The sequence below is a fragment of the Thermococcus cleftensis genome (assembly GCF_000265525.1).
GTDB classification, from domain to species: domain Archaea; phylum Methanobacteriota_B; class Thermococci; order Thermococcales; family Thermococcaceae; genus Thermococcus; species Thermococcus cleftensis.
On sequence record NC_018015.1, the window covers coordinates 1501291 to 1526795 of the forward strand.

The window sequence follows — 25505 nt, forward strand, 5'->3', positions numbered from 1 at the left end:
GCTATGGAGGTTAAGGTCTTTCGCGTTAAGGGCGTTTTCGAGAGGAACGGGAAGAAGGAGAGGTTCACCAGGGAGTACCGCGGCCTCAAGGCCGAGGACGTGCTCGAGATACTCTACTCCGAGATAGGCAGCAAGCACCGCGTCCCGAGAACCAAGATATGGGTTGAGAGCGTCGAGGAGATAAAGCCCGAAGAGGCCGAGAATCCGATAGTCAGGAAGCTCAGCCTCGAGCTCTAATTTCCTTTTCCTTCCACCCCATAACCCTCGACTGGTAGTGCTTCTTCGGAAAAATCGTCAGCGGGTCGATTCCATTCTCCCTCAATATGTGCCTCAGCTCTACCTCGTAGTCTGCTTTTTCCAGCTCCTCGCTCTCTCGAATTTCAACGATGAAAAGCCTCTCCGTCAGCTCGCGGATAGTTTTGTAACCCAGGCCGAGGAGGGGCCTTACGTAGGCGACGTTGAAGCGGTCTTCAAGAGATCTCGTCTTCGGCAGGTCGAGGAGTGGAACCCTGTCGTCCCTTCGCGTTCCGTCGCTGACCCTTTCTACCTCCGGGAGAGAAGCGAGCGCTTCTAATGCCCTCTCGTGAAGGAACTGTATGGCATTGTTCGGGTGGCTGTCTCTAATGGCAATCTCGGCCGCCTTTTCCAGAATTTCCCTGGGCAGGTAGAGGACATCGTGCTCGAAGCCGAGCTTCTCGGCGGTTTCCCCGGCGAAACGCCAGTTGTCGAGGAGGCCGAAGCTCACCGTTACGAGTTTAACCTCGTAGCCGAGCCTGGTTAGAATCCACGCGGCTAAACTTGAGTCCTTTCCGCCCGAGTAGAGATGGTGAACGAGCATAGCCTCACCCCTTCTCCGTAGGTTATTGTTGCCAACACCTTTAAAAGGCCAACCTTTATAAGGCCCTCACCCGCGAGAGGCTTAGGGGTGAGAGAGATGGAGAAACGCTTGCCTGGTAAAGTGAGACGCGCCATGAGGGCGAGATACTACGACATTCCCCCGCGAGCCTGGATAGGTAAGAGGGGACTTGACGAGGGCGTGATAGAGGAGATAAACACCCAACTCGAGAAGGACGGTGTGCTCAAGGTTGAGATTCGGAAGGGCGCGCTCATAAGCACTGGCCTGGACAGACAGGAGCTGGCAAGGAGGGTTGCCGAGCTGACCGACAGCGAGCTAATCGACGTGCGCGGCAAAAGGTTTATATTGTTCAAACCGAGGGAAGGTTGGGAAAAGTATTTAAGGAAGCTCCAGAGAAAGGAGCTTTCGAAGGAAAAGCGGGAGGAGAAGCCCGTTAAGAAAGTCAAGCTCGACATCGCTCAGTTCAGGAGGAAATTCAAGAAGGGGAGGGATTGAAAGTGGCGACCGTTTACGACGTTCCCGGTGATTTGCTCGTTGAGAGGGTTGCTCAGAAGCTCAAGGAGATAGAGGCGATAAAGCCGCCCGAGTGGGCCCCGTTCGTCAAGACCGGGAGGCACAAGGAGAGGCTTCCCGAGCAGGAGGACTGGTGGTACTACCGCGTTGCCAGCATACTCAGGAAGGTCTACATCGATGGGCCGGTCGGCATCGAGAGGCTCAGGACCTGGTACGGCGGCAGGAAGAACCGCGGCCACGCCCCGGAGCACTTCTACAAGGCCGGTGGGAGCATCATTAGGAAGGCTCTCCAGCAGCTCGAAGCGGCTGGCTTCGTCCAGAAGGTTCCGGGCGAGGGAAGGGTCGTTACCCCGCAGGGACAGAGCTTCCTTGACAAGATAGCCACCGAGCTCAAGAAGGAGCTCGAGGAGCAGATACCCGAGCTCAAGAAGTACTGAGCTCGGCCTTTTTTCAAACCTCTGCCCCCTTCTGCCGGCTTTCTGTGCCAGGAAACGTTTTTAGGGCCACCTCGAATTTTTCTATGGGTTTCGATTGATACCCCGAACGCTACCTAAGGTGAGGACATGTCGCTGAGGAAAACCCTCACGGTCCTCGCTGTGCTGTATCTGCTCATCCTCCCTCTTGATAGTGCCGGAGAGTTCCGTCTGAGCTCCATAACGGTCATCTCCAACGGCAAGGACGCTTTCCTGCTGGCCACCTGGTGGCTCTATGACTATCGGTGCCAGTGCCCGGGAACCGAGCCGTGCTGTTCCCCCGCACCGGTCTCCGCCTGGGTTGACATCTACCACTTCAACGGCACCTCCCTTAGCTACGTTGGAAGATCGGGATACGCAGGGGACTTGCCGGTCGCCTTTGTACCTCCGGGTTTCCCAGATCTGCCCTCCAACGCATAGCTCGTCTTCAACGGCACCCACCTGTTCTGGTTCATACCCGGAGAGAAATGCGTTCGCACGCTGGGCGAGCTCCGACAGGATTCAGGAAGTGTGAGACTCAATCCTCCGGACGTTTACGTTGCCCACCGCAACGGGACGTTCGAGGTTTACCGCGTTACCGAAGACGCTTCCTTCAGGGTAAACGAGCCCGCCGGGGAGCACGTCTCTTACGTTCCACCCTGGTTCAACGTCAGCATCTACGGTCAGAGCCTCGTGGTTGAGGGCGGTGGAGAGCGGTACGAGATACCCATCGCGGAGCTGGAGGAATACTACTCCAGGCAGGACCTCGAGCATCTCGCGGCGGTTCCGGTCGCCGGTGGGGGTGCTCATCTACTACGTTCCCGGTCATCACCCGGACAACAGTTCGATTCCCATTGAGAACCCCTCCGAAGTTCCACTGCTCTTTTATCGCGGCGGAACTCCCGCGGTGTACACCCTCGTAGAACCCGCTTATACGGGGTCGTCAGCTTCTTGGCCCGGATTGGTCAGTTTCAATTATTCCTTATGTCCCAGCGGCCCTGAACCCTCTGAAGATTTCACAACGGCGGTGTGGCTCATCGTGGCGGTCCTTGGGGTAATGGCTCTCGTCCTGGTCCTGGGGAGAAGGTGAAGCCCTGAAACGCAAAGCCTTTTAACCCCCTCCCCAATCTTAACCCCGGAGGTGAGGGCCATGGCCGAGGACATAGAGGAGATCAGGAAGCGCAAGCTCATGGAGCTCCAGAGGAAGTACCTCGAACAGCAGAAGGCCCAGGAGGAGGCTCTGAGGCAGGAGATGGAGCTCGAGGCCCAGCTCGATGCCATAATGAGGAGGATTCTCACGCCCGATGCCAGGGAGAGGCTTGGCAGGGTTAAACTCGTCAAGCCAGAGCTCGCGAGACAGGTTGAGCTAGTTCTGGTTCAGCTATACCAGGCGGGCCAGATAAGGGAGCCCATCGACGACGCCAAGCTCAAAAGGATTCTGGCCCAGATAGACGAGAGGACGCGCAGGGACTACAAGATTAAGTGGTAACCAGAAGGTGACTCCATGGACGCCAGGCAGATAGTGGAGATTCTCGACGAGAAGGGAGAGGTTAGTCTGGACACTTGGAAGGCCGTCTCGGTTAAGAAGAACAAGGACGGAACGGTCGATCTGCTCTACCGCAACCTTCACGTTGGGAGTGATGACGACCCAGTGTTTCTGTGGATCTATGCCAACATCGTTGAGGAGGACTGGGACGTCCGTGTCCTGGAGAGGATAACCTTCAAGCGTGAGGACCTTGCCTGGTTACTCCGCTATGTGGTTAAAAAAGGCGAAGGTTTATAAGGGCCATATAAAATAGCCGGCCGGTTGGGGGTGTTGGAGTGAGCAATCGTAGGGTTTGCCCGGTCTGCGGCTCGACGGAGTTCATCTACGATCCGGGTAGGGGCGAGATAATCTGTAAGGTCTGCGGGTACGTTATAGAGGAGAACGTCGTTGATATGGGGCCGGAGTGGCGCGCATTTGACGCGAGCCAGAGGGAAAAGAGGGCCCGTGTTGGCGCCCCCGAGAGCATTCTTCTTCACGATAAGGGCCTTTCAACCGACATTGGAATCGACAGGAATCTCTCCGGGCTGATGCGTGAGAAGATGTACAGGCTCAGGAAGTGGCAGAGCAGGCTCAGGGTGAGCGATGCCGCCGAGCGTAACCTCGCCTTTGCCCTCAGCGAGCTGGATAGAATAGCGAGCCAGCTCAAGCTCCCGAGGCATGTGGAGGAGGAAGCGGCAAGGCTCTACCGTGAAGCCGTCAGGAAAGGCCTGATAAGGGGCCGCTCGATTGAGAGCGTTATAGCGGCCTGCGTCTACGCCTCCTGCAGGCTCTTGAAGGTTCCCAGGACGCTCGACGAGATAGCCGACATCTCCCGCGTTGACAAGAAGGAGATAGGCAGGAGCTTCCGCTTTATCGCGAGGAACCTCAACCTCACGCCGAAGAAGCTCTTCGTCAAGCCGACCGACTACGTGAACAAGTTCGCGGACGAGCTGGGCCTGAGTGAGAGGGTGAGGAGAAGGGCCATCGCGATACTCGAGGAGGCCTACGAGAAGGGCCTCACCAGCGGAAAGAGTCCTGCAGGTTTGGTTGCCGCGGCGCTCTACATAGCCGGTCTCCTGGAGGACGAGAAGAGGACCCAGCGCGAGGTGGCCGAGGTGGCGCGCGTCACCGAGGTCACCGTCAGGAACAGATACAAGGAGCTAGTGGACAAGCTCAACCTGAAGATACCGGTTTGAGGAAAAGAAAAGGTCAGCGCTTCCCGAACCAGCTTTCCAGCGTTGCCTGCTTTCCTGCCTTCACCGCCTTCTTCAGCCTTTCAATGCCGTTCTTAACGCGCTCTTCACTGAAGTCGTGCTCGTCGCAGAGGAACCTGATGATACCCTCCTCGTCCGGCTCGCGCCACTTAAGCTCGTATTCATCGGTGACCGGGGGGTTGAGGAAGAACTCCTTTATGGCGTACAAATCAACGTCGCTGTCCTTCTGGTACTTCCTGAGCGGGTCCTTGGTTCTTTTGACTATGGTCAAAGCCTTCTTCGGACCGATACCCTTAATTCCGCCGGGGTTGTAGTCGGTTCCAACGAGTATGGCCATCTCGATAAGCTTTTCCCTGTCTACCCCGAGCTCCTTGAGAACTTCCTCCAGAACCACGAGCTCGGGCTTAACTTCGACGTAGGCGTTCTTTCCAGGGAGCTTCCTCCTACCGGTTATGGTTAGGTTTCTAACCAGCCTCGGCGCGCCGAAGAGGAGCGAATCGTAGTCCTGGCTGGCCGAGGCGTAAACCTTCTTTTTGGCGGCCATGTAAGCTGCCTGGGCCTCTCCCTCGCTCGGTGCCTGGATCACCGGAATCCCCATCAGCTCGAGCAGTTTCTTGGCGTCGTTTATGAGCCCCTCGTTCACCCTGGTGGCGCGCATCGCGTACTTCTTGGCCTCCTCAAGGTCGCCCCTTTCGAGGGCCTCGTGCCACCTCTCCTCGGCCTTTTCCCTCGCTTCACGGCGCTTTTCAATCTCCTTTCGCTTGAATTCTGGTGGCTTTCCGTCGAAAACGTAAGCCGGTTTTATACCAGCCTCCATGAGATTGATGGTCCGGTAGAAAAAGCCGCTCAGGTGGGAGGTTATCCTCCCTCTGGAGTCCATGAGCGGCGTCCCGTCGCGCTGCCTTATCGTTGAGAGGAACTGGTACATCGCGTTGAAGGCATCTATCGCCACTTTCCTCCCGTACAGTCCTTCTAGCTCTATCTCCTTCCTCGGAACCAGCTCGCCAATCTGAACCCCCATACCACCACCCCTCACGTGTTCTCCTCGATCCCGTGTTCTATCATGAACTCCGTGTGGGCGTCCTCCCTCTGCCGCTCTCTGGTGTAGACCCAGCCCATAGCCGCTATAAGCGCGGCAATCCCGAAGAGCATCTGCCAGCCGAGCTCCGCCAGGTCAATGTTCACGAGAAGTTCCTTCACCAGCGCTAGGACGCCTATCTCGACGACGCTCTTCATGGGCACGTGGTGGTAAGCGATGTACATCACGATTATCTCGAAAACCTCCAGGAATATCAGAATCAGCACGATCCCCTGGAGCGCGTCCTCTGGAACGAAGTGCCTGAAGGAACTTATCGCGAGGTCGATGATCATTCGAATGACGTACACCATAGTGAGCGTTCCCAGCGCTATGACCACGAAGTCGAAGAGAATGCTGAGGACGTGCAGGGCCCTCTTCTCAGTTCGGCCTTCAAGCGCTTTCACGTTATCACCTCTCCTTGATTCGAAGGCCGGGCTAATAAGAATTTTGGAGAGGTTCTGAATCTTCGGTGCTCAACCTTCGGTTCTTTTAACGTCCGTCGATTCGGCTATCGTCAAAACGAGAAGAGAAAAGTTATAACCGCTTTTACTGACCGGAAAATGTGACTCTCATCGAAGTGAGGTGATTGAGATGGACAGGAACCTTGAGGCACTTTTCAGGCCGAAGAGCATCGCCGTCATCGGCGCTTCTGAGAAGCCAGGCAAGATTGGCTACGCCGTCATGAAGAACCTCGTGGAGTACGGCTACGAGGGCAAGATCTACCCCGTGAACATCAAGGGCGTCGAGATAGAGATAAACGGGAAGAAGTTCAAGTCCTACAGGAGCATTCTTGACGTTCCGGACGAGGTCGATATGGCCGTCATCGTCGTGCCGGCCAAGTTCGTCCCGCAGGTCGTTGAGGAGGCCGGCAAGAAGGGCGTCAAGGTTCTCCCGATCATCAGCTCGGGCTTCGGCGAGCTTGGCGAGGAGGGCAAGAAGGTCGAAAGGCAGATAGTCGAGACCGCGCACAAGTACGGCATGAGGATCCTCGGCCCCAACATCTTTGGCGTCGTCTACACTCCCGCCAAGATGAACGCCACCTTTGGTCCCACCGACGTCATGCCAGGCAACCTGGCCCTCATCAGCCAGAGCGGTGCACTGGGAATAGCCCTCATGGGCTGGACCATCCTTGAGAAGGTCGGTCTCTCTGCCGTGGTCAGCGTCGGGAACAAGAGCGACATCGACGATGCCGACCTGCTCGAGTTCTTCAAGGAGGACGAGAACACCAAGGCGATACTCATCTACATGGAGGGCGTCAAGGACGGGAGGCGCTTCATGGAGGTCGCCAGGGAGGTCAGCAAGGAGAAGCCGATAATCATCATCAAGGCCGGAAGGAGCGAGCGCGGTGCCAAGGCTGCCGCTTCCCATACCGGTTCCCTCGCCGGCGCCGACAAGATATACGAGGCGGCCTTCAAGCAGAGCGGCGTTCTGAGGGCCCTCACCATCGGCGAGGCCTTCGACTGGGCCAGAACGCTGAGCAACCTCCCGGAGCCCGAGGGGGAGAACGTCGTCATACTCACCAACGGCGGTGGAATAGGAGTCATGGCCACCGACGCCGCCGAGGAAGAGGGACTTCACCTCTACGACAACCTCGAGGACCTCAAGGTCTTCGCCAACCACATGCCGCCCTTCGGAAGCTACAAGAACCCGGTTGATCTTACCGGTATGGCCGGCGCGGAGAGCTACGAGGGTGCCGTCAGGGACGCCCTTGCCAACCCGAACATGCACAGCATAGCGGTGCTCTACTGCCAGACGGCCGTGCTTGACCCGCGCGACCTTGCGAAGATAGTTATCCGCGAGTACAACGAGAGCGGCAGGAAGAAGCCCCTCGTCGTTGCCATCGTCGGCGGCATAGAGGCCAAGGAAGCAATAGACATGCTCAACGAGGAGGGCATTCCTGCCTACCCGGAGCCGGAGAGGGCGATAAAGTCCCTCGCGGCCCTCTACCGCTGGAGCAGGTGGAAGGCCAAGCAGAGGAGGGAGTGATTTTCCATTCCTTCCCATCTCTTCTCGGTTCTCTTCTGTATTCGGTAAGTGTTTTTAACGTGCGTTTCCCATGTAAACGGGGGAAGTGTCATGCTCATCGCCCTCGTAAGCGACATTCACTCCAACCTTGAAGCGCTGAAAGCCGTTTGGCGGGAAGTCAGAAGGGCCGACGCGGTACTCTGCATGGGCGACCTCGTCGGATATGGAGCCAGTCCGAACGAGGTTGTGGAGTTCGTAAGGAAGCAGATGGAAAAAAGAACTTTCCTCTGCGTCCGCGGCAACCACGACAACGCGATAGCCTTCGGCGCCGAGTGGGGCTTCAACCCCCACGCGAGGCAGGCTGTAAGGTGGCATCAGCGCGTGATGACGAGCGAGAACCTCGAGTTCCTCAGGCGCCTTCCGGTAAGGCAACTCTTCACCGACGATGCCGGGAGGAGCTACCTCCTGATCCACGGCTCCCCCCGGGCCCCTCTGGACGAGTACCTCTTTCCCTGGCTCCCGGAAGGGGAGTTCCGCGCCGTTCTGAGCTACGTTAAACAGGACGATCTCCTGGTCGGCCACACTCACGTCCCGATGCTCAAGATAATCGACGGAAGGAGGATAATAAACCCCGGCGGCGTTGGTCAGCCCCGCGATGGGGATTGGAGGGCCGCCTATGCACTTATCAACACGGAAGAAGAGACTTCCGACAATCTTGAATTCCACCGCGTTGAGTATGACGTTGATGATGCCGCCAGAAAGATACTGGAGGCGGGACTTCCCCGCTTCCTTGCGGAGAGGCTCTACGAAGGATATTAACGGGGAGCCGGAATCACTCGGAGGGCTTCGGTGAGGGCGGCCTTCTCAGCTTGGACTTGACCGCGAGCTTGGTGGAGTCAATTATTATTACCTCGCCTATGCTCTTGACCGCGCTGATCGGGACGAGGAGGAGTCCCTCGTGGTCGGTGACGAACTCGCTCGTGTCGAGGTCTTCGTCCGGTTCGGCAACTATGACGAGAATGTCGCCGGTTTCTTCGTCAAAGCTGAGGTCGTAGACCCAGCCGAGCCTTACACCGGTGTCGGTTATGAGCTCGACGTCCCTAAGCTTGGAAGCCATTATCTTGACCATCTTCGCCACCCCTCGGTTTAATCGTGTAGCCTCTTGGGCACCAACGTATAAAACTTTTTCCAAAAGGTGAGGAAAGTCAGAAGGTGTAGTAGTCTGGCCCTCCCTTCCTGCCCTCCACCTTCTTTCTGTTCTCCTCGAAGCTGCGGTAGTACTCCACCATGTAGGGGGTTATGCTCGGGCGGACCTTCTTGAGGGCCTCCTCGAAGTCCCTCCGCGAGACCTTCAGCCTCTCCAGGAACTCCTCGCTCTCCTCTTCGACCAGCTCCTCCGGAAGCTCCGCTATCGCCCTGCGCATCGCCAGCAGGGCGGCTTCCCTTACAAGGGCTTCCAGGTCTGCACCGGAGTATCCCTCGGTCTTCTTCGCCAGCTCGCGGAGGTTTACGTCCTTGGCCAGAGGCACGCGCCTGGTGTGGACCCTGAGTATCTCCAGCCTCGCTTTCTCATCGGGTGCCGGAACGAGTATGAGCCTGTCGAACCTTCCAGGCCTCAGTAAAGCCGGGTCTAGTATGTCAGGTCTGTTCGTTGCCGCTATCACAACGACACCACTGTTCCTCTCTATGCCGTCCATCTCGGTGAGGAGCTGGTTGATGAGCCTGTCGGTGACGCGGTCGCCTTCCATTCCTCTCGCTGGGGCTATTGCGTCGATCTCGTCGATGAATATCACCGTCGGAGCCGCCTGGCGAGCCTTCCTGAATATCTCCCTTATCCTCTTCTCGCTCTCACCCACCCACTTGCTCAGAACCTCCGGCCCACGAATGCCGATGAAGTTGGCCTCGCTCTCCGTCGCCACTGCCTTGGCGAGGAGCGTCTTACCGGTTCCAGGCGGGCCGTAGAGGAGAACCCCCCTGGGCGGCTCAATTCCGAGCCTCTGGAAGGCCTTTGGATACTTGAGCGGCCACTCTACCGCCTCCTTCAGCTCCTGCTTGACCTCATCAAGGCCGCCTATGTCCTCCCAGCGGACGTTGGGCATCTCGATGAGCACTTCCCTGAGCGCACTTGGGTCCACCATCTTGAGGGCCTCATAGAAGTCCGCCTTCCTAACGCGGAGCTCCTGAAGAACTTCGGGAGGAATCCTCTCCTGCTCCGGGCTTATCTTGCCCTCGTTGATGAGCCTCCTGAGCACGACCATAGCGGCTTCCCTTGCCAGAGCCGCGAGGTCGGCCCCAACGAAGCCGTGGGTCTTGTCCGCTATCTCCTCCAGCATTCTGTCGATGAGCCTCGCCCTGACCTCGGGGTAAATCTCGCTCTCGCTCTTGAGTATCTCCTTGATTTCCTCCTCGCTCCTGGCCCTCTCGACGCGTTCCGTCAGCTTTCTGAGGGCCTTTTCGTCGAAAGCCTTCCTCCTGGCGAGTTCCCTCAGCACCCTCAGCACGGTCTCCCTGTCGTAGTCCGGCTCGAGCGGCATGCTCCTCGTGTGTATCTGGAGTATCTCCTTCCTTCCCTGCTTGTCCGGAACGCCGACCTCGATCTCCCTGTCAAAGCGCCCGGGCCTTCTCAGGGCCGGGTCGAGGGCGTCGGGCCTGTTGGTGGCGGCTATGACTATCACCTTTCCGCGTCCCTTGAGGCCGTCCATCAGCGTGAGAAGCTGGCTCACAACGCGCTTCTCGACCTCACCGACAACCTCCTCCCTCTTGGGGGCTATAGCGTCAATTTCGTCTATGAAGATGATGCTCGGCGCGTTCTCCTCGGCTTCTTTGAATATCTCCCTCAGGCGCTCCTCGCTCTCACCGTAAAACTTGCTCATTATCTCCGGCCCGTTGATGGCTATGAAGTGAGCGTTGGCTTCGTTGGCCACCGCCTTGGCGAGGAGCGTCTTACCCGTTCCCGGCGGACCGTAGAGGAGAACTCCCTTTGGCGGCTCTATTCCAAGGCGCTCGAAGAGCTCGGGGTGCTTTAGGGGAAGCTCGACCATCTCACGGATTTTTTGAATCGCGTCGCTTAGACCTCCGATGTCCTCGTAGGTGACCTCGGGGATAGCTTCCTCGCGGACTTCAACCGCCTGGGGGAGGACTTCAACCTCCGTGTTGTAGGTTATCTGGACTATGCCCTTGGGGTTCGTGTTCACGACCACGAACTTCAGCTCGCCGAAGCCGAGGGGCATCGTCTCGAAGAGCCCTCTCAACAGTTCGTCGAAGGGCGAGCCGCCGTAGTAGGTCTCGCTCCTGCTGCTGGCCACTATGAGGTCGCCCTTAACGACCGGCCTTCCGAGGAGGTTCTGCTTCACCATGTCGCCGGGTATCTGAATGAAGACCCCCTTCTGGGCCGGGGCTAAGACAACCTTCTTCGCCTCCTGCACCTCGGCCTTGGCGACGGTGACGTAGTCTCCTATGCTCACTCCAGCGTTCCGCCTGATGTAGCCGTCCATTCTGATGATGTCCAGCCCGCGGTCGTCCGGGTGGGGGTTTGCAACTATCGCTGCTGTAGTCCTCTCCCCGATCAGCTCGACGATATCTCCAGGCTCGACTCCAAGCTGCTTCTGGTACTTTCTATCGAAGCGTACTATCCCCCTTCCTACGTCCCTCTTCAGGGCCTCGGCGACGCGGAGCTTAATCTTCTCGTACCTCTCCTCATCTTTTCCAAATATCATCGTGACCTCCTCCCGATCCCCTTTTTGTGCCTTTCTATTGCCTCCTCCAGCGTGATGTTGCCCAGGGCAACCTCCCGCGCCAGTCTGGAGGATATCGTGATGTTCCCGCTCAGCTCCCGACTGCGCCTCTTTATGTCCTCTATCTCCCTCTTGGTCGGCTCCCTGACATCGAGCAGCTCGCCGATTGGAACGGTTCTTCCCTCGCGCAGGCCGATGTTTATGGCCGCCACTATGTCCTGAACCTGCGAAACCTCGACTCCCCCCACCTTGGGGGTCGTCCGGTACTCGTTCACCACTATGACGGGATAATCGTAACCCAGCAGGTCGGCGAGGGCCTTCAGCATGAGCACCCTCTGCCTCTTCGCCCCGTGGCCAATCTTGATTTTAGCGCCTGGATACTTCTCCAGCAGGTCGAGTATTATTCCAACGTCCCGGGGACTTTTGAGGTGGTGAACCTCAAGCACGCGGTTGTCGGCGACGACGCTCAGCCCGGGCCTCTCCCCGGGGTCTATGGAGATGTAAATCCTCTTAAACCTCTCCCTTCCCTCGAGCTTTGCTAAGAGCTCGTCTATGAAGTTCTCGTCCTTCACGACGACCTTGACAGGAAAGCGAACACTATCCCGGTCCCTCTCGCCGGTGAGAACAACCTCGACGTCAAAGGGTATCCTCTCACCAACCCTGAGGCTGTGGAAGGGAATGCCATACTCCTTCAGCACCCGTGCGGCGGTGTAGTAAACCCTAGCATCGCTTGTTACAATAGCAACCCTCATGGTCTTCACTTGGTCTGACCAATTAAAAACCTTTCTAACCGTCCCAATCAGAAAATTTGGAGACGAAAGGCTTTGATTCGATAGAAAAAAGTTTATAAGCCATTATCGGAATGTGGGAACGGGGATAGTGATGCAGCCTCCCAAGAAAAAGAAGGACGTTGAGGAGTTCGACGAGGAGCTCTTCGAAGAGGAAGAGGAGTGGGAGCTCGAGGAGGACGAGCTTGAGGACTGGGAGGAGGAGTGGGAGGAGGAAGATTGGGAAGAGGACGAGGAGTGGTGAGCTTTCCTTTTCTCGTTAAACACTCCCGCTTACGCAACCCATTTATAGAGACGCGTTTTCTTTTCTCCGGGTGATAGAATGGCGTTCCTGAAGGTCGTTCCCCTCGAGAAGGCTTTGGAGGTAATCGACTCATTTCCCTTAGAGCCGGAAACCGAGAAGGTCCCCCTGAGCGAAGCCCTCGGCAGGGTTCTTGCTGAGGAGGTAGTTTCCCCAGTAGATGTCCCGCCCTTCGATAGGGCGACTGTGGACGGCTACGCCCTTAGGGCAGAGGATACCTTCATGGCGAGCGAGGGCGAGCCGGTGAGGCTGAGGGTCGTCGGTGAGGTGAACGCCGGTGACTTCCCCGACTTCGAGCTCAAGCCGGGCGAGAGCGTTTACATATCCACCGGTGCACCCCTTCCGAGGGGAGCAGATGCGGTTATACAGTTCGAGGACGTGGACAGGGAAGGGGACGAGGTAATCATTTACAAGCCTGCTTATCCTGGTCTCGGTGTCATGAAGGCCGGGGCGGACATTCCGAAGGGCAGGCCCCTCCTAAGGAAGGAGACAAAGCTCGGCTTCAAGGAAACCGCCCTCCTCTCCGCCGTTGGGATTTTTGAGGTCCCCGTTTTCAGGAAGCCCAAGGTGGCGGTGATAAGCACCGGCAACGAGCTCGTTCTCCCGGGGGAGGAGCTAAAACCTGGCCAGATTTACGACATCAACGGCAGAGCAATAGCCGACGCCGTGAGGGAGCTTGGAGGTGAAGCCGTTTTCCTAGGCATAGCAAGGGACGACCGCGAGAGCCTCAAGGCCCTCATCGAGAAGGGAGTCGAGTGCTGTGACATCGTCCTCCTCAGCGGTGGCGCGAGCGGTGGGATCAGGGACCTCACCAGCTCGATAATCGAGGAGCTCGGGGAGGTGAAGGTACACGGCATAGCGATTCAGCCAGGAAAGCCGACGATAATAGGCTTAATCAACGGAAAGCCGGTCTTTGGCCTGCCCGGCTATCCTACGAGCTGTCTCACCAACTTTACCCTTCTCGTTGCACCGCTCCTCAGGAGGCTCCTCGGCAGGGAGAGCGAGGTCAGGAAGGTGAAAAAAAGGCTCGCCCACAAGGTCTTCTCGGTTAAGGGCAGGCGTCAGTTCCTCCCCGTCAGGATAGATGGGGGGAAGGCAGTGCCGATACTCAAGGGGAGCGGGGCGGTCACGAGCTTCATCGATGCCGACGGCTTCATTGAGGTGCCGGAGAACGTCGAGATACTCGAGGCTGGAGAAGAGGTAGAGGTTACGTTCTTCGGCTGAGGCTGTCGTTCTTCCAAATCCCTCATCAAAACCTTTTTTAAACTCCCGTTCCTTCTTCTCCCAGGTGTTGGCGATGCTGGACATAAAGCTCATTCGTGAAAATCCAGACCTGGTCAAGGGCGACCTCATAAAGCGCGGGGAGATTGAAAAGCTCAAGTGGATAGACGAAATCCTTGAGCTTGACAGGAAGTGGCGTGAGAACCTGAGGAAAATCAACACCCTCCGGAAGGAGCGCAATCAGCTGGCGGTTCAGATAGGCAAGCGCAAGAAGGCCGGCGAGCCGATCGATGACCTCCTAGCGAGGAGCAACGAGATAGTGAAGCAGATTGAGGAGCTTGAGAAGGAAGTTGAAGAGCTCAGGAAGAAGATAGACTATTACCTCTGGCGCCTGCCGAACATCACCCACGAGAGCGTCCCTGTCGGGGAGAGCGACGAGGACAACGTTCCCATAAGGTTCTGGGGCAAAGCCAAGGTCTGGGAGGGCTTTTTGGAGAGCTTTAAAGAGCAGAGCCTTGGAAAGATGGACTACGAGGTTTTAAGCTGGAGGCCGAGGCTCCACGTGGACATGCTGGAGCTCCTCCGCGGTGCTGACCTCGAGAGGGCCGCGAAGGTGAGCGGTTCGCGCTTCTACTACCTCATGAACGAGCTCGTCATACTTGATTTGGCACTCCTACGCTTCGCCCTTGACAAGCTCATCGAGAAGGGCTTCGTCCCGGTCATACCGCCCTACATGGTGCGCAGGTTTGTAGAGGAGGGAGTCACCAGCTTCGGCGACTTCGAGGACGTCATCTACAAGGTTGAAGGCGAGGATCTCTACCTGATTCCGACTGCCGAGCACCCCCTCGCTGGAATGCACGCCAACGAGATAATCGAGGGGAAGGATCTCCCGCTCCTCTACGTCGGAGTGAGCCCGTGCTTCAGGAAAGAGGCAGGAACCGCTGGAAAGGACACCAAGGGGATATTCCGCGTCCACCAGTTCCACAAGGTCGAGCAGTTCGTCTATTCGAGGCCCGAGGAGAGCTGGGAGTGGCACGAGAAGCTCATAGCTAACGCAGAGGAGATTTTCCAGGAGCTTGAGATTCCTTATCGCGTCGTGAACATCTGCACCGGCGACCTGGGCTACGTGGCTGCCAAGAAGTACGACATAGAGGCCTGGATGGCCGGCCAGGGCAAGTTCAGGGAGGTTGTGAGCGCGAGCAACTGCACCGAGTGGCAGGCGAGGCGCTTGAACATACGCTTCCGCGACAAGACCCATGAGAAGCCAAAGTTCGTCCATACCCTCAACTCGACGGCCATAGCCACCTCGAGGGCCATCGTGGCAATCCTCGAGAACCACCAGACGGAAGAGGGCGTCGTGAAGCTTCCAAAAGCCCTGTGGAAGTACACGGGCTTCAAGGAGATCCTGCCCGCGAGCATGAAGGAGCGCTGTTGCGAGGGCTGAGACTCCCCTTTCCTTTTCTCTGCATCTTGTACTGTACGGAGTACAAGAATTTATAAAGGGTTGTACTGTATGTAGTCCATGATGGGCCATGATTGAAAGGGAAACTTGGGCCGAGGTGATTCTCGATTACCGTTCACTGCCCTTCGAGGGGGTGGAACGAGAAATCGACGTGAGAATCCCCAACACCCAGATGGCACTGGCGATAATCGGGCCGAGGAGAGCAGGGAAAACCTACCTCATGCGTCAAATCATCGAGAAACTCAGGTCGGAGGGTGTTCCGGAGGAGAAGGTCGTCTACGTGAACCTCGAGGACCCGAGGCTTGTGGGGGCTTCCCTTGAGGATTTGATGACACTCTTGGAAGTCCTGAGGGAGATGGGTGGGGAGAAACTCCACCTCTTCCTCGACGAGGTTCAGGCCGTTGATGGCTGGGAGCGCTTCGTCCGCTACCTCCTCGATATGGGTAACATGGTCTTCGTATCAGGCTCCTCCTCAAAGCTCCTCTCGAAGGAGATAGCGACCCAGTTAAGGGGGCGCTCGGTATCGGTTCGCGTCTTTCCCTTTTCCTTTGGGGAGTTTTTGAAGGCAAGGGGATTTGCGGTTAAGCGCTACCTCTCAAGTGCTGAGAAAGTGGAGCTTAGAATTCTTCTGCGGGAGTACCTCGAATGGGGGGGCTATCCAGAGGTCGTGCTCAACCCCCACATGAGGATTGAAGTCCTTAGGGGAATCCTCGACCTCGCAATCTATCGCGACATCGTGGAGCGATGGGGGGTCAGGAACGTCTCGGCTTTGAGGCTTCTTTTGAAAATCCTGGCCCGTTCAAGCCATCTCACACTTACCAAGGCGTATTCGACGATGAAGAGCCTTGGAGTTTCGATAGGCAAGGGAACCCTCGCCGATTACCTCGAATACCTGAGCGATGCGTTCATTCTGCACCGTCTCCCTCCCTATGTGAAGTCCTACAAAAAGGCGGAACTGCTCGGCTTCAAGCCCTACCTCGTTGATAACGGCCTGCTGAGGATTACTGGGGTTAAGGACAGGGGAAGACTGCTTGAAAACCTCGTCATGGTTGAACTTCTGAGGCGGGGCTTTGAGCCGGGAGAGGATTTGTTCTACGTTCCCGGCGATGACTGGGAGGTAGATTTCCTTGCTGGAGACGAGCTGATTCAGGTCAGCTACGAGCTTCATACCCTTAACCGGGAGCGCGAGCTTAAAGCCCTTGTTAGTGCCTCGGAGCGGATTGGTGCGGAGAGGCTTACAGTGATTACGTTCGCCGACCGGGAGAGGGTTGAGCTGAGGGGCAAAAAAATCGATGTCGTTCCCCTCCAGGATTGGCTTCTTCGCTAAACCCCTCCCCGCTCCCTCACCTTCCTCCTCACGTTGGGGTCGCGGTCGGCGATGATTTTCAGGGCCTCCTCAAAGGTCAGCCAGTCTGGGACCTCTTCGTTCAGATAGATGCCAGTCCTCCCAATCGCGTCCCTCCTCGTTAGAACGTGGACGCGCTCGGTGACGATGTCCACGCTCACGCCGAGGGTTCTGGCAACTTCACTTTCCCTTCCGACAACTTCCCTCTCGATGTGGCCTTTCTCCGTCGGAATTATCAGGATGAGCTTTTTATTCACGCCGGGAACGCGCTCCTCCGTCTTCACGCCCCGCAAATCAACCGCCCCGCCCCACCGGTAGAAGTCGAGCTCCCTGTCGGTAGGCTCTATTAACGGGAACGTTACGGTCGTTTCCTCGTCTATCTCGATGACCCCCTTGATGAGGTGCCAGGGCGTCGCCATGACTATCTTCCTTCTCCTCACGAGCCCCTCAAGGGCTAGCTCCACCAGGTAGCTCGGGACCCTGTAGGGTATGAAGATGTCCACGTCGCTGTCCTTTCTCACGTCGCCCCTTGCCACGCTGCCGTAGAGGAGGGGGTCGAACTGGCTAAGCCTCTCCATTATCTTGAGCGCCTTCTCGCGCTTCTCCCGGAGGTAGTGCCACCTCTTTGGGGTGTAGATTACCTCCCTCTCGTCCCAGATCCTAACGACTTTTTCCCTGGCCATCGCTGGAAGTTGGGGGGAAAGTTTAAAGCCCTACCGATAGCGTTTTATATAAACCGATCGACTTCGGGGTGGTGAAAGAAAATGCCAGTACTCGGGTTCAACATAACCAAGGTTGAAATGGAAAAGCTCGGTGTCTCCGCTCCGTCGGGCCAGATAGAGGTCAGGCTCTCCCCCAAAGTTAAGGAGATGCGCCTCGGGGAGATACGCACCCCGACCGGAAAGATGAACGGCATCGAGGTCCTCTTCAGGTACGAGATTGACTACAACCCTAGAATCGCCCAGGGTGCCATAGAGGGCGCCATACTCTACCTTCCGCCGCAGAAGGACAAGATAGATGAGATACTTGGCCTGTGGGAAGATGAAAAGAAGATAGACCCCGTCACCTTCGCGGAGGTCGTGAACTTCATAACCAAGGAAGTTTCCCCGATGCTGATGCTCCTCGCGAAGGAGATGCGCCTTCCGTACCACATACCCATTCCGAGGGTTGAGGTCAAGTCCTCTCCCTGATTCTCCTTTTTCAGCCGTACCCCTCGGCCGCGTGTATCTTCTCCAGCACTTCCACGAGCCCGTCCCTTCTCATGGCCTTTTCCGCCAGCTCCAGCGCCTTGGTGTGTTTGTTCCTGCCGAGGTAGTATTCAATGTTCTCGATGTCGTCGAGGACGTCCTCCCTGCCGTTCTCGGCGGCGAACTTCTTGAGGACGGCTATTCTAACGCGAACCCTTGCCGGCATCGTGCTCCTCGTCTCGAGGGCGCTCTTGTAGGTTCCCATCGCCTCCTCCAGCTTCCCTATGCCTATCAGCGCCTCGCTCAGCTCCACGAGCTTCTCCGCCGCCTTCTCATAGTCCCCCCTCGAGCGGTGGGAGCTTATGACCTGGTAGAGCATTCTTGCCGTGTTGAGGCCAATGAGCTTGGCCCTGTTGAAGTTTCTGGCTAGGAGGTACGCATATTGGGCCTTCACGAGACAGCTCGTCGTCCCATCGAGGTCGCCGTTGGAGTAGGCGGTTTTGCTGGCCTTCTCGAAGTTCTTGGCGGCGGTGTCCATCATTTCTATGAAGTGTATGTCGTAGCCGAAGAGCGCCCTTGTGAATCCTGCCAGGTGGTAGAAGGCTTTGGCTGCCCCTTTCGTGTCTCCACTCTCCAGCCTGCTCTCGGCCACCTGGCCGTAGAGGGTTATAAGTGTCTCTGCTATCCTCTTGTACGCCTCCTCGTTGCCCATCAACTTGTAGTACCTGTAGGCCGTCTCGTAGGCCCGTATGGCAATTTCTAGATCGTCGTTCTCCTGGTAGGAGTTGCCAAGCTCCTCGTATATGCCCGCAAACTCCTCGGCATACTTCTCAAGGTTCTTCTGGTCGTTCAGGGTGGCGAATATCTCAAGAACGCTGAAGCAGTACTCGTCGAGGGTGTCTATGTCCACGTCCGGCTTGGATATCTCCCTATCGATTAAATCCAAGTAAAGGTAAGCGCTCTTTAGAAGGGAGGGGCGGGCCTTTTCGATGGACCCTGTTCTCTCGAGGAGCACGTAGCCCAGGTATTTGAAAAGCCTGGCGGCGTCCTCAGCCTTTCCCTCCTCCTCGTAGCCCTTTGCGGCTCGGAGCATGAGCTTGAGGCCCTCTTTTAACTCGCCGCTGTTGATTTTCTTGATGGCGAGCTGCTCGAGGTCCTCCGGCCCCTCCAGTCCCATATTGCCCACCAAATCTCTCACCTCACATGATTCGAGTCCGCGAATGTTGCCTAAATCTTGGCAATCACAATATTTAAGCGTTGTCTATGCCCAGACTATCCTGTATCCGGCCGCCTTCCTCAGCCTGTTCATGACCGCGAAGCCCAGGCCTTTCTCCTCAACGCCCTCCGCGATTATGACGTCTACCCCTCGCCTGTCGAGCTCCCTCAGGGCCTTGAAGAGGTTTCTCGCGACTTCTTCCTCGCTCCTCCCGAGGTGGAAGAACTCGTCGGCCTCGAACTCCTCCGTTGCCATGACCCCAACGCGATAGCTTTTTGAGCGGTACTCCCTCACCAGCTCCTCGATCTTTGCCCTCACCCGTTCCCTGCGCCCTTCCACCACTATGACCTGGGCGTTCGGTGAGTAGTGCCTGTACTTCATTCCCGGGGCGCGGGCGACGTCTATCAGCTTCCCCCTCACCGCCGGGTGTATCTCCACTGGACCTATCACCCTCTCGATCTCCTCCAGCGGCAGGCCTCCTGGTCTCAGGAGGGTGGGTTTCTCGGAGCTGAGGTCTATCACCGTCGATTCCACGCCTATCCTCGTCTCTCCCCCGTCTATTATGGCCTTGATTTTTCCGTAGAAGTCGTCAATCACGTGCTCCGCAAGTGTTGGGCTAGGTTTCCCACTTATGTTGGCGGAAGGGGCAGCAATCGGCGTGCTGGCCCTTATTAGGGAGAGTGCTATCGGGTGGGAGGGCATTCTAACCGCGACCGTGTCAAGACCCCCGGTGGTTACGAGCGGGACTTCTTCCTTCCTGGGAAGAACGAATGTCAGGGGGCCAGGCCAAAACTCCTCGGCCAGAAGTTTCGCCTCCTTCGGAACCTCTGACGCGAGCTTTTTCAGGTCGCTGAAGTCCGCTATGTGGATTATTAGGGGATTGTCTGCCGGCCTGCCCTTCGCCTCGAAAATTCTCCTCACGGCTTCCCCGTTGAGGGCATCGGCTCCCAGTCCGTAAACCGTCTCGGTCGGGAAGGCCACCAGCTTGCCCTCCAGTATGAACCTCGCGGCGACCCTTATCTTTCTCTCATCGATCCCGTCTCGCATGTTGATTATTACCGTCATTCTCTCACCCTGGAGAGGGCGAGAAAAAGCGGTTAAAAACCTATCCCAGGACGGACTCGTAAACCTTCTCAACTTCCCTCGCAACCTTCTCCCAGGAGTAGATCTTTGAAACGTGCCTTCCGGTTGAGCCGGCTTTCCTGTTTGCCTTTGGTTCGAGGAGCTTCCCCACAGCCTCAATGAGTTCGTCGAAGCTTTGGAAGGTCAGTCCGTTCTTGCCCTCGCGTATCAGCTCGGGAACCGCGCTCACCCTCCTTCCAACTGCCGGAACCCCAAGGCTGTTAGCCTCGATAATAACGAGTCCGAAGCCCTCCCTCCTCGAGGGGAGAACCAGGAGCCTGCTCTCCGAGAGGATTCTATCAACGTCCTCCCGGTAGCCGAGGAAGCGGACGTTTTCCGGCGCTTCCCTCTCAAGCCTCTCCCTCAGCGGGCCGTCGCCCACCACCAGGAACTCCTCGCTCGGGAAGTGTCTGGCAAGCTCGATGAAGGTTTCCGGGGATTTGTACTCTCTGAGCGCACCGATGAAGGTTACGTACCTCCTGGCTCCAGGAACACTTCTCAGCTCCCTCACGCCGTTCGGAATGACCCTGACCCTCTCAGCTCCGAGGTCGAGCGCTTTCCTCGCCAGCCAGTGGCTGACCGCTATTATCTCGTCCGCCGCGGCCAGGGTTCTTTTCACGTAGAACCTCCCGAGTCTCAGCTTTGCCGTGTGCTCCAGGTCGCTCCCATGGGCGGTCACGACGAGCGGGAGGTTTAGCCTTTCCTTCGCTAGAACTCCGGCGAAGCTCGTTGTTCCAACGAAGTGGGCGTGGATTAAATCAAATTCGAACTTCCCCTGGAGCCTCGTTATCCTCCCTGCTCCCAGGAACGCGAAGCTCGTCCCCCTGAGACCGTAAACCCGGGGAACCTTCACCTGGTGAACCAAATCCCTCTCGAACTCCCTCGGCTTGATTGGGCCGTATGTGAGAACGTGGACCTCGTGCCTCTTCCTCAGCTCCCTCACGAGGCCGTCGAGGTGGTTAGCAACTCCTCCCCCGTGCGGCGGGTAGTGGCCGACCATTAGAATCCTCATTGTGACCGGAAAAAATTGGGAAGGGTTTTAAAAAGGCTTATGGTTTCCCCTTATCCCTTCCAGATGGCGGCCCGGGAGGCCTCGGAATGCCTCCCTTCCAGACGGTCTCCTCGGCTATCTTCTCCTTGATCATCGGTATGAGGTCGTTGATGAGGTACGAGTAGTCGCCCCTCTCCAGGGCCCCCCTTGCCTCTTGGAGGAGCTCCTCGGCCTCGCTCACGTCGTAGCCCCTGGCTTTTAAAACTTTGAGCATAGCCTCGAGCTGGGAGAGCTGAACCTGGAGCTTTATCTTGGCGGAGCCTTGGTATATCGTCCTGACCTCGCTGTAGGCCCTCGCTATCACGAAATCCGCTTCACCACTTGCCCTGACGGATAGAGCGTAGGCTTCCACGTAGTCCCCGGCGCCGTAGGCTTCCCTCGCTTTCTGGAGGAGCCCCCTTGCCTTCTCAAGCCTCTCCCTTGCTTGGGGTATCTGGAGGCCGTCAAGAAGCTCCTCCGCCCTCGTGGTTCGGTTCTCGGCAACGGCCAGCTGTATCAGGGCATCTCTCGGTCCAGGAGGAGATGTCCTCTCCTCCACGCTGACGTTTCCACCGAAGTGTTCCCTAACGAACCCCTGAATTGCCCCCTTGTTGAGGGGAAACATCGGCCTTCCATCGTCCTCCGTCGCTATGTAGCGGATTTTTCTAATTTCTGTCAGCCGTGATAGGGCTTCGAGGGTCTCATTGGTCTTTCCCTCGTCCGTGAGAACGAGGAGCGGCTTCTCTCCCGTGCCAGCGGTGATGGAATTTGCGTACTCCCTGAGGGCGAGGGCGTCTCTCCCGTTGGCCACGACCACCGTGCTCACGTCCCTTAGAACCTCTGGGAACTCCCTGGCGAGTCCTTGTATGACGGCGAGGTTCGTGCCGTACCTGGTCTCACCGTACCAGCGCTCGTAGGGTATTCCGAAGTCCTTCAGGTCGCCCGTGTAGTCCTCCGGAAGGGCCACGGGACCGCCGATGATTATCACCATTCCCGGTGCGGCGCTGAGTATCTCGGCGCTCACCTCGGGGCTGTACGTTCCCCAGGGACTTACCACAACCTCCGCCCCGAGAAGTTCCGCCGCACCCTTGGCCACCGCCAGATCGGCCTCGTTGTCCGTGACGAGTATCACTATCCCGCTCTCCGCGCCAGATGCGCCCGGCAGGGGGAGCAGTGACAGCACGATGAACCCTATGAGAATGACCCCAGTTGCCTTTCCCTTCACCTTCTCTCACCACTCTATCCATCGAAAAGGGCCTATTTAAGCCTTTTTCACGAAACCGTTTGCCCCGGTTAGCTCTGCGAGCGGGAAAAAACGTTGAGATGCCCCCTTTGGGGCGGAAACATTAAAGAACGTTCAGGAACGTTTATCCCCGTTTAAACGTCTCAATGAAAAGTTTCTCAGCGTATTCTCTCAGCCTCAGCCCTTCGCTTTTTGCGAGCCTCTCGAGGATTTTCTGCGAACCGCTGCCGTACTGGGCGGCTTTCTTCTCCCTCCATGCCACTTCCTCTGGGAGTCCGAGCTTTAACGCCGCCTTTCTGAGGACGACCTTCCTCCTCCCGCCGGAAATCTTGGCCTCCAGTGGCGTGTTCAGCGCCGCCGAGACAACCGGCAGGGAGAGGAAGGGGAAGCGGCCCTCGACCGAGTTGAGCATCGCTATCTTGTCGTCGCGCGCGAGGTTCTTCTCACCTATTTCCTCCAGGTCGCGCTCCATCAGCTCGGGCCTCTCGAGGTACTTGGCGTAGCCGCCGAAGAGCTCGTCCGCCCCCTGCCCGCTGAGGAGCACCCTGGCCCCGTCTTTCCTGGCCAGCTCCGTGGCGAAGTAGAGGGGAACCCCTATGGCCAGGTTCATCGGGTTCGGCTCCTCAATGGCGAAGGCGACCCTGGGGACGGCATCTCTCACGTCGTCGATGTCGAAGACCCTCTCCCTCAAGGGAAGCCCCAGAAGGTCGGCGACCTTCCTCGCCCACTCGAGGTCCTGGCTCCCCTCGGCCCCGGCGGTGTAGAGGACGACGTCCGAGTACTCCGAAGCGATGAGGGCGATGGTCGAGCTGTCCAGCCCGCCGGAGAACAGGATCCCGGTTCTCTTCCCAACCCGGTGCCTGGTGGCGCAGGTAAGGGCTCTGGCAACCGCTTCGACGGCCCTTTTTGGGTCGAGGGGCTTTCTCCTCAGCCGGGCTAGGGAAAAAACTGTCTCCCGCTTGATGGTATTTCTGTCGATGATGACCAGCTCCCCGGGCCTAACGGGAATCGCCTCCTCGCCTATCGACCATAGAACCTTCCTCTCGCTGGCGAAGAAACCCCTGGGCGAGAAGTATAGGGGCCTTATCCCAATGGGGTCGCGGAAGAGGTATATCCTCTCCCCGTTGGAGAAGGCAACCGCGTAGTCCCCTTCAAGCATTCCCATCGCCCTTCCGACGGCCTCAGAAACGCTCATTCCCCCATCGAGGAAGAACTCGATGAGCCTCAAAATAACCTCGCTGTCCACGTCGCTCTCGAAGGAGACGCCCTTTCCCTCCAGCCAGGCCCTCAGCTCACGGTGGTTGTATATCTCGCCGTTGTGGACCAGGGCCAGCTCGTTCACGAAGGGCTGGGTAAACGCTTTGGAGCCGGTCATGGCAAGCCTGCACTGGAGGAGACCTATCCTTCCGTCCGGAATCTCCGAGACTCTGGAGAAGTCGCCTGATTTGAACACTCCTCCGTCGGTCCAGACGCCGAAGCTGTCTTCTCCCCTGTGCTTTCCTGCGAGTATCATCGTGACGAACCTTTCCCTCAGATTTGAACCCACTCCGCCGGCAATCAGGCACATCTCTCCCACCGCGTTAAATACACAGTCGCCGAGATAAGGCTTCCCGCTTTCGATGTGGTGTAGTGATGAAACGGAACCGGAAACGCTGAACGTTCGTCCAGAAAAGGGACGAAAAACTGAACCTGGAATTATGTGAGGTCGCCGCAGGTGCAGCGGTGCTCGTGGGCGAGGGTTTCAAGCTCGTCGAAGCCCTCCCCCGTTCTTGCCGAGAGGTAGACCACCCTCGTCGGCGGCGCCAGCTCCGGCAGGGCGGAGCACATCTTGTGAGCTAGAAGCCCCTGTGTCGAAGGTTCCAGCTTTAGCCTTGCGGTCAGGTACTCGATATCGTCTAGGAACTTTCTGTATCCCTCAAGGTCCTCCACGGTGTCCACCTTGCTGAGGGCCGGAACCGTCGTCGTGCCCAGGCGGAGGTCTATCATGAGGCTGAAGAACCGGACGAAGCAGAAGTCGTGGGGCTCCTTCAGTATCTCCGGGCCGAAGAGGTAGACCGCGAGCGGCTCCGGGAGGCTCTCCATCAGCCTCACGCCGAACTCGTGGAAGAGAAACGTCTCCATCTGCCCCGGCGTGTCCACCATGATGTAGTCCCTCTCCCCGTCCAGCCTGGCTATTCTGGAAGCGTACTCGTCCACCTCCGGCAGAAGTCTGTCGTAGCTCTCCACTATGGCCCCGTTCGGACCGAGGCCCTCCTCCATAAGCTCCCATGCGGTGACGCTCTCCCTCACGTCGACGTCCGGCCGGTAGGGGAGGCTCTTGACCCCGGTGTCCAGGTTCACGTACCCCACCGAGTATCCGTTCTCCTCTAGGTACCTTCCGAAGGCCGCGCTGAGGGTGGTCTTCCCGCTTCCAGCGGTGCCTATGAACACCAGTATCATCGCATCACCCTCGCCTTGAACCCCGCTATCCTCGTTATCCTCTCGGCCAGCTCCATGAAGGCCTTTGCGCCCGGCGAGTTGGGCTTGTACTCTACCACAGGAACCCCCTCAAGCGTTGCCTCCCTGACCGGCGGATCCTCGGGAATAACCGCGAGGAGAGGAATCTCCATAACTTCCTCAGCGACGTCCGGAGGTATGTCGTTATCGCTCCTGCCGTAGCGGTTGAGGACGAAGCCAAGAACAGCTAAGCCGGCTTTCCTGAGAACCATTCCGACCTTCATTGTATCGGTTAGGCAGGAAATCTCGGGATTGGTGACTAGGAGAACCTCCTCACCGCTCAGCATCGCGTTCATAGCGTCCATCTGGAGGCCGGCTGGAGAGTCGATTATAACGAAGTCGAACTTGCCCTTGAGGGGTTTTATGGTCTCGGGAAGCCTCCTCGGGTCGGCCCTTATGACGTGCTCCCAGTCGATGGCGGCCGGGATAACGTGAACGTTCTCGTAGGCGGTCGCGTATATTGCGTCGTTTATGTCCGCCCGTCCGGCGAGGACGTCGTGAATGGTCGTGTAGGCGTCGTCTATTCCCATCACGAGGCTCAGGTTGGCCATCGTCAGGTCTGCATCGACGGCGCACACCTTGTAACCCATCTTCCCGAGGGCTATGGAGAGGTTCGCGGCGGTGGTGGTCTTTCCGGTGCCCCCCTTGCCGCTCGCTATGGAGATGAGCCTTCCCATCTTCCCACCCATTCTATTTCTGGCTAAACCTTTATGAACCTTTAGCCACACCGACGTTAAGAGGGAAAGAGGTGGGAGAG

29 protein-coding genes are annotated in these 25505 nt (G+C 57.6%); 15 read left to right on the forward strand and 14 right to left on the reverse strand.

Features of this window, described 5'->3' with window-relative positions:
- The first annotated feature begins 3 nt into the window (after window positions 1-3).
- Window positions 4-237 (forward strand): 50S ribosomal protein L18Ae, encoded by a 234-nt coding sequence (rpl18a, locus tag CL1_RS08150; protein ID WP_014789403.1) that lies wholly within the window; start codon window positions 4-6, stop codon window positions 235-237.
- Here the strand turns inward: rpl18a and CL1_RS08155 are convergent.
- Window positions 221-838, reverse strand: coding sequence for a DUF7411 family protein (locus CL1_RS08155; RefSeq protein WP_014789404.1), 618 nt, complete (start codon window positions 836-838; stop codon window positions 221-223). The two genes, rpl18a and CL1_RS08155, sit on opposite strands and share 17 nt — an antisense overlap.
- 96 nt (window positions 839-934) lie before the next feature.
- On the opposite strand from CL1_RS08155, the gene CL1_RS08160 reads away from it, so the two are divergent.
- The 7 genes from CL1_RS08160 to CL1_RS08190 all read left to right on the forward strand — a co-directional run bounded on the left by CL1_RS08160 (window position 935) and on the right by CL1_RS08190 (window position 4542).
- A complete protein-coding gene (locus CL1_RS08160) occupies window positions 935-1351 on the forward strand; it encodes a YhbY family RNA-binding protein (protein ID WP_014789405.1) in 417 nt (138 codons plus the stop codon).
- A gap of 2 nt (window positions 1352-1353) precedes the next feature.
- The gene (locus CL1_RS08165) at window positions 1354-1806 is read left to right on the forward strand and encodes a 30S ribosomal protein S19e (protein ID WP_014789406.1); all 453 of its coding nucleotides are present in this window, start codon (window positions 1354-1356) and stop codon (window positions 1804-1806) included.
- A 126-nt stretch (window positions 1807-1932) separates the two neighbouring features.
- Window positions 1933-2262, forward strand: a complete 330-nt coding sequence (locus CL1_RS08170; protein WP_014789407.1) for a hypothetical protein — start codon at window positions 1933-1935, stop codon at window positions 2260-2262.
- Between the two features lie 90 nt (window positions 2263-2352).
- Window positions 2353-2679, forward strand: a complete 327-nt coding sequence (locus tag CL1_RS10680; protein WP_014789408.1) for a hypothetical protein — start codon at window positions 2353-2355, stop codon at window positions 2677-2679.
- A gap of 292 nt (window positions 2680-2971) precedes the next feature.
- Window positions 2972-3310 carry a DNA-binding protein gene (locus tag CL1_RS08180; protein WP_014789410.1) on the forward strand — a complete coding sequence of 113 codons (339 nt, stop codon included), beginning with the start codon at window positions 2972-2974 and terminating at the stop codon, window positions 3308-3310.
- Between the two features lie 15 nt (window positions 3311-3325).
- Complete coding sequence (locus CL1_RS08185; protein WP_014789411.1) at window positions 3326-3604, forward strand: hypothetical protein; 279 nt, start codon at window positions 3326-3328, stop codon at window positions 3602-3604.
- Between the two features lie 38 nt (window positions 3605-3642).
- Entirely contained in the window at window positions 3643-4542 is a 900-nt protein-coding gene (locus CL1_RS08190) for a transcription initiation factor IIB (protein WP_014789412.1), read from the forward strand.
- Window positions 4543-4555: 13 nt separating this feature from the next.
- On the opposite strand, the gene fen is transcribed toward CL1_RS08190, so the two are convergent.
- Both fen and CL1_RS08200 read right to left on the reverse strand, forming a co-directional pair.
- Window positions 4556-5581, reverse strand: coding sequence for a flap endonuclease-1 (gene fen / locus CL1_RS08195; protein WP_014789413.1), 1026 nt, complete (start codon window positions 5579-5581; stop codon window positions 4556-4558).
- A gap of 11 nt (window positions 5582-5592) precedes the next feature.
- Complete coding sequence (locus CL1_RS08200; protein WP_014789414.1) at window positions 5593-6042, reverse strand: phosphate-starvation-inducible PsiE family protein; 450 nt, start codon at window positions 6040-6042, stop codon at window positions 5593-5595.
- 187 nt (window positions 6043-6229) lie between these two features.
- Between CL1_RS08200 and acs the strand changes: the two genes are divergently transcribed.
- A complete protein-coding gene (acs, locus tag CL1_RS08205; protein WP_014789415.1) occupies window positions 6230-7624 on the forward strand; it encodes an acetate--CoA ligase alpha subunit in 1395 nt (464 codons plus the stop codon).
- Between the two features lie 90 nt (window positions 7625-7714).
- Window positions 7715-8422, forward strand: coding sequence for a metallophosphoesterase family protein (locus CL1_RS08210; protein ID WP_014789416.1), 708 nt, complete (start codon window positions 7715-7717; stop codon window positions 8420-8422).
- A gap of 13 nt (window positions 8423-8435) precedes the next feature.
- Here the strand turns inward: CL1_RS08210 and CL1_RS08215 are convergent, their stop codons facing one another.
- From CL1_RS08215 to CL1_RS08225, 3 genes are all read right to left on the reverse strand, one after another.
- Window positions 8436-8732 (reverse strand): PRC-barrel domain-containing protein, encoded by a 297-nt coding sequence (locus CL1_RS08215; protein ID WP_014789417.1) that lies wholly within the window; start codon window positions 8730-8732, stop codon window positions 8436-8438.
- Window positions 8733-8808: 76 nt separating this feature from the next.
- Complete coding sequence (locus CL1_RS08220; protein ID WP_014789418.1) at window positions 8809-11319, reverse strand: CDC48 family AAA ATPase; 2511 nt, start codon at window positions 11317-11319, stop codon at window positions 8809-8811.
- The gene (locus CL1_RS08225) at window positions 11316-12089 is read right to left on the reverse strand and encodes a hypothetical protein (protein ID WP_014789419.1); all 774 of its coding nucleotides are present in this window, start codon (window positions 12087-12089) and stop codon (window positions 11316-11318) included. Before CL1_RS08225 ends, CL1_RS08220 begins: the two co-directional genes overlap by 4 nt.
- 127 nt (window positions 12090-12216) lie before the next feature.
- On the opposite strand from CL1_RS08225, the gene CL1_RS10770 reads away from it, so the two are divergent.
- The 4 genes from CL1_RS10770 to CL1_RS08240 all read left to right on the forward strand — a co-directional run bounded on the left by CL1_RS10770 (window position 12217) and on the right by CL1_RS08240 (window position 16436).
- Window positions 12217-12369 (forward strand): hypothetical protein, encoded by a 153-nt coding sequence (locus tag CL1_RS10770; RefSeq protein ID WP_206204756.1) that lies wholly within the window; start codon window positions 12217-12219, stop codon window positions 12367-12369.
- Between the two features lie 78 nt (window positions 12370-12447).
- A complete protein-coding gene (locus CL1_RS08230) occupies window positions 12448-13650 on the forward strand; it encodes a molybdenum cofactor synthesis domain-containing protein (RefSeq protein WP_014789420.1) in 1203 nt (400 codons plus the stop codon).
- 73 nt (window positions 13651-13723) lie between these two features.
- A complete protein-coding gene (gene serS, locus CL1_RS08235; RefSeq protein ID WP_014789421.1) occupies window positions 13724-15091 on the forward strand; it encodes a serine--tRNA ligase in 1368 nt (455 codons plus the stop codon).
- 88 nt (window positions 15092-15179) lie between these two features.
- Window positions 15180-16436, forward strand: coding sequence for an ATP-binding protein (locus CL1_RS08240; protein ID WP_014789422.1), 1257 nt, complete (start codon window positions 15180-15182; stop codon window positions 16434-16436).
- Here the strand turns inward: CL1_RS08240 and CL1_RS08245 are convergent.
- Complete coding sequence (locus CL1_RS08245) at window positions 16433-17137, reverse strand: nucleotidyltransferase domain-containing protein (protein WP_014789423.1); 705 nt, start codon at window positions 17135-17137, stop codon at window positions 16433-16435. The genes CL1_RS08240 and CL1_RS08245 overlap by 4 nt on opposite strands.
- 81 nt (window positions 17138-17218) lie before the next feature.
- Here CL1_RS08245 and CL1_RS08250 point away from each other — a divergent pair, with 81 nt between their 5' ends.
- A complete protein-coding gene (locus CL1_RS08250; RefSeq protein WP_014789424.1) occupies window positions 17219-17644 on the forward strand; it encodes a hypothetical protein in 426 nt (141 codons plus the stop codon).
- A gap of 10 nt (window positions 17645-17654) precedes the next feature.
- Here the strand turns inward: CL1_RS08250 and CL1_RS08255 are convergent, their stop codons facing one another.
- From CL1_RS08255 to minD, 7 genes are all read right to left on the reverse strand, one after another.
- The gene (locus CL1_RS08255) at window positions 17655-18818 is read right to left on the reverse strand and encodes a hypothetical protein (protein WP_014789425.1); all 1164 of its coding nucleotides are present in this window, start codon (window positions 18816-18818) and stop codon (window positions 17655-17657) included.
- An 84-nt stretch (window positions 18819-18902) separates the two neighbouring features.
- Entirely contained in the window at window positions 18903-19922 is a 1020-nt protein-coding gene (locus CL1_RS08260; protein ID WP_014789426.1) for an L-threonylcarbamoyladenylate synthase, read from the reverse strand.
- A 40-nt stretch (window positions 19923-19962) separates the two neighbouring features.
- Entirely contained in the window at window positions 19963-20991 is a 1029-nt protein-coding gene (locus CL1_RS08265; protein ID WP_048152177.1) for a glycosyltransferase family 4 protein, read from the reverse strand.
- Between the two features lie 37 nt (window positions 20992-21028).
- Window positions 21029-22234: a cell wall-binding repeat-containing protein gene (locus CL1_RS08270; RefSeq protein WP_014789428.1), complete on the reverse strand. Its 1206-nt coding sequence runs from the start codon at window positions 22232-22234 to the stop codon at window positions 21029-21031.
- Between the two features lie 142 nt (window positions 22235-22376).
- A complete protein-coding gene (locus CL1_RS08275) occupies window positions 22377-23819 on the reverse strand; it encodes a DUF7411 family protein (RefSeq protein ID WP_014789429.1) in 1443 nt (480 codons plus the stop codon).
- Window positions 23820-23947: 128 nt separating this feature from the next.
- Window positions 23948-24691 carry an ATP/GTP-binding protein gene (locus tag CL1_RS08280; RefSeq protein WP_014789430.1) on the reverse strand — a complete coding sequence of 248 codons (744 nt, stop codon included), beginning with the start codon at window positions 24689-24691 and terminating at the stop codon, window positions 23948-23950.
- On the reverse strand, window positions 24688-25425 hold the full coding sequence (minD, locus tag CL1_RS08285) for a cell division ATPase MinD (protein WP_014789431.1): 738 nt from the start codon (window positions 25423-25425) through the stop codon (window positions 24688-24690). Before minD ends, CL1_RS08280 begins: the two co-directional genes overlap by 4 nt.
- Window positions 25426-25505 lie beyond the last annotated feature (80 nt).

Excerpts from the sequence above, each read along its gene's own strand:
- rpl18a (WP_014789403.1), top strand. The coding sequence starts at position 4 with ATGGAGGTTAAGGTCTTTCGCGTTAAGGGCGTTTTCGAGAGGAACGGG.
- CL1_RS08155 (WP_014789404.1), bottom strand. The coding sequence starts at position 838 with ATGCTCGTTCACCATCTCTACTCGGGCGGAAAGGACTCAAGTTTAGCC.
- CL1_RS08160 (WP_014789405.1), top strand. The coding sequence starts at position 935 with ATGGAGAAACGCTTGCCTGGTAAAGTGAGACGCGCCATGAGGGCGAGA.
- CL1_RS08170 (WP_014789407.1), top strand. The coding sequence starts at position 1,933 with ATGTCGCTGAGGAAAACCCTCACGGTCCTCGCTGTGCTGTATCTGCTC.
- CL1_RS08180 (WP_014789410.1), top strand. The coding sequence starts at position 2,972 with ATGGCCGAGGACATAGAGGAGATCAGGAAGCGCAAGCTCATGGAGCTC.
- CL1_RS08185 (WP_014789411.1), top strand. The coding sequence starts at position 3,326 with ATGGACGCCAGGCAGATAGTGGAGATTCTCGACGAGAAGGGAGAGGTT.
- fen (WP_014789413.1), bottom strand. The coding sequence starts at position 5,581 with ATGGGGGTTCAGATTGGCGAGCTGGTTCCGAGGAAGGAGATAGAGCTA.
- acs (WP_014789415.1), top strand. The coding sequence starts at position 6,230 with ATGGACAGGAACCTTGAGGCACTTTTCAGGCCGAAGAGCATCGCCGTC.
- CL1_RS08210 (WP_014789416.1), top strand. The coding sequence starts at position 7,715 with ATGCTCATCGCCCTCGTAAGCGACATTCACTCCAACCTTGAAGCGCTG.
- CL1_RS08215 (WP_014789417.1), bottom strand. The coding sequence starts at position 8,732 with ATGGTCAAGATAATGGCTTCCAAGCTTAGGGACGTCGAGCTCATAACC.
- CL1_RS08220 (WP_014789418.1), bottom strand. The coding sequence starts at position 11,319 with ATGATATTTGGAAAAGATGAGGAGAGGTACGAGAAGATTAAGCTCCGC.
- CL1_RS08225 (WP_014789419.1), bottom strand. The coding sequence starts at position 12,089 with ATGAGGGTTGCTATTGTAACAAGCGATGCTAGGGTTTACTACACCGCC.
- CL1_RS08230 (WP_014789420.1), top strand. The coding sequence starts at position 12,448 with ATGGCGTTCCTGAAGGTCGTTCCCCTCGAGAAGGCTTTGGAGGTAATC.
- serS (WP_014789421.1), top strand. The coding sequence starts at position 13,724 with ATGCTGGACATAAAGCTCATTCGTGAAAATCCAGACCTGGTCAAGGGC.
- CL1_RS08240 (WP_014789422.1), top strand. The coding sequence starts at position 15,180 with ATGATTGAAAGGGAAACTTGGGCCGAGGTGATTCTCGATTACCGTTCA.
- CL1_RS08245 (WP_014789423.1), bottom strand. The coding sequence starts at position 17,137 with ATGGCCAGGGAAAAAGTCGTTAGGATCTGGGACGAGAGGGAGGTAATC.
- CL1_RS08250 (WP_014789424.1), top strand. The coding sequence starts at position 17,219 with ATGCCAGTACTCGGGTTCAACATAACCAAGGTTGAAATGGAAAAGCTC.
- CL1_RS08255 (WP_014789425.1), bottom strand. The coding sequence starts at position 18,818 with ATGGGACTGGAGGGGCCGGAGGACCTCGAGCAGCTCGCCATCAAGAAA.
- CL1_RS08260 (WP_014789426.1), bottom strand. The coding sequence starts at position 19,922 with ATGACGGTAATAATCAACATGCGAGACGGGATCGATGAGAGAAAGATA.
- CL1_RS08265 (WP_048152177.1), bottom strand. The coding sequence starts at position 20,991 with ATGAGGATTCTAATGGTCGGCCACTACCCGCCGCACGGGGGAGGAGTT.
- CL1_RS08275 (WP_014789429.1), bottom strand. The coding sequence starts at position 23,819 with ATGTGCCTGATTGCCGGCGGAGTGGGTTCAAATCTGAGGGAAAGGTTC.
- CL1_RS08280 (WP_014789430.1), bottom strand. The coding sequence starts at position 24,691 with ATGATACTGGTGTTCATAGGCACCGCTGGAAGCGGGAAGACCACCCTC.
- minD (WP_014789431.1), bottom strand. The coding sequence starts at position 25,425 with ATGGGAAGGCTCATCTCCATAGCGAGCGGCAAGGGGGGCACCGGAAAG.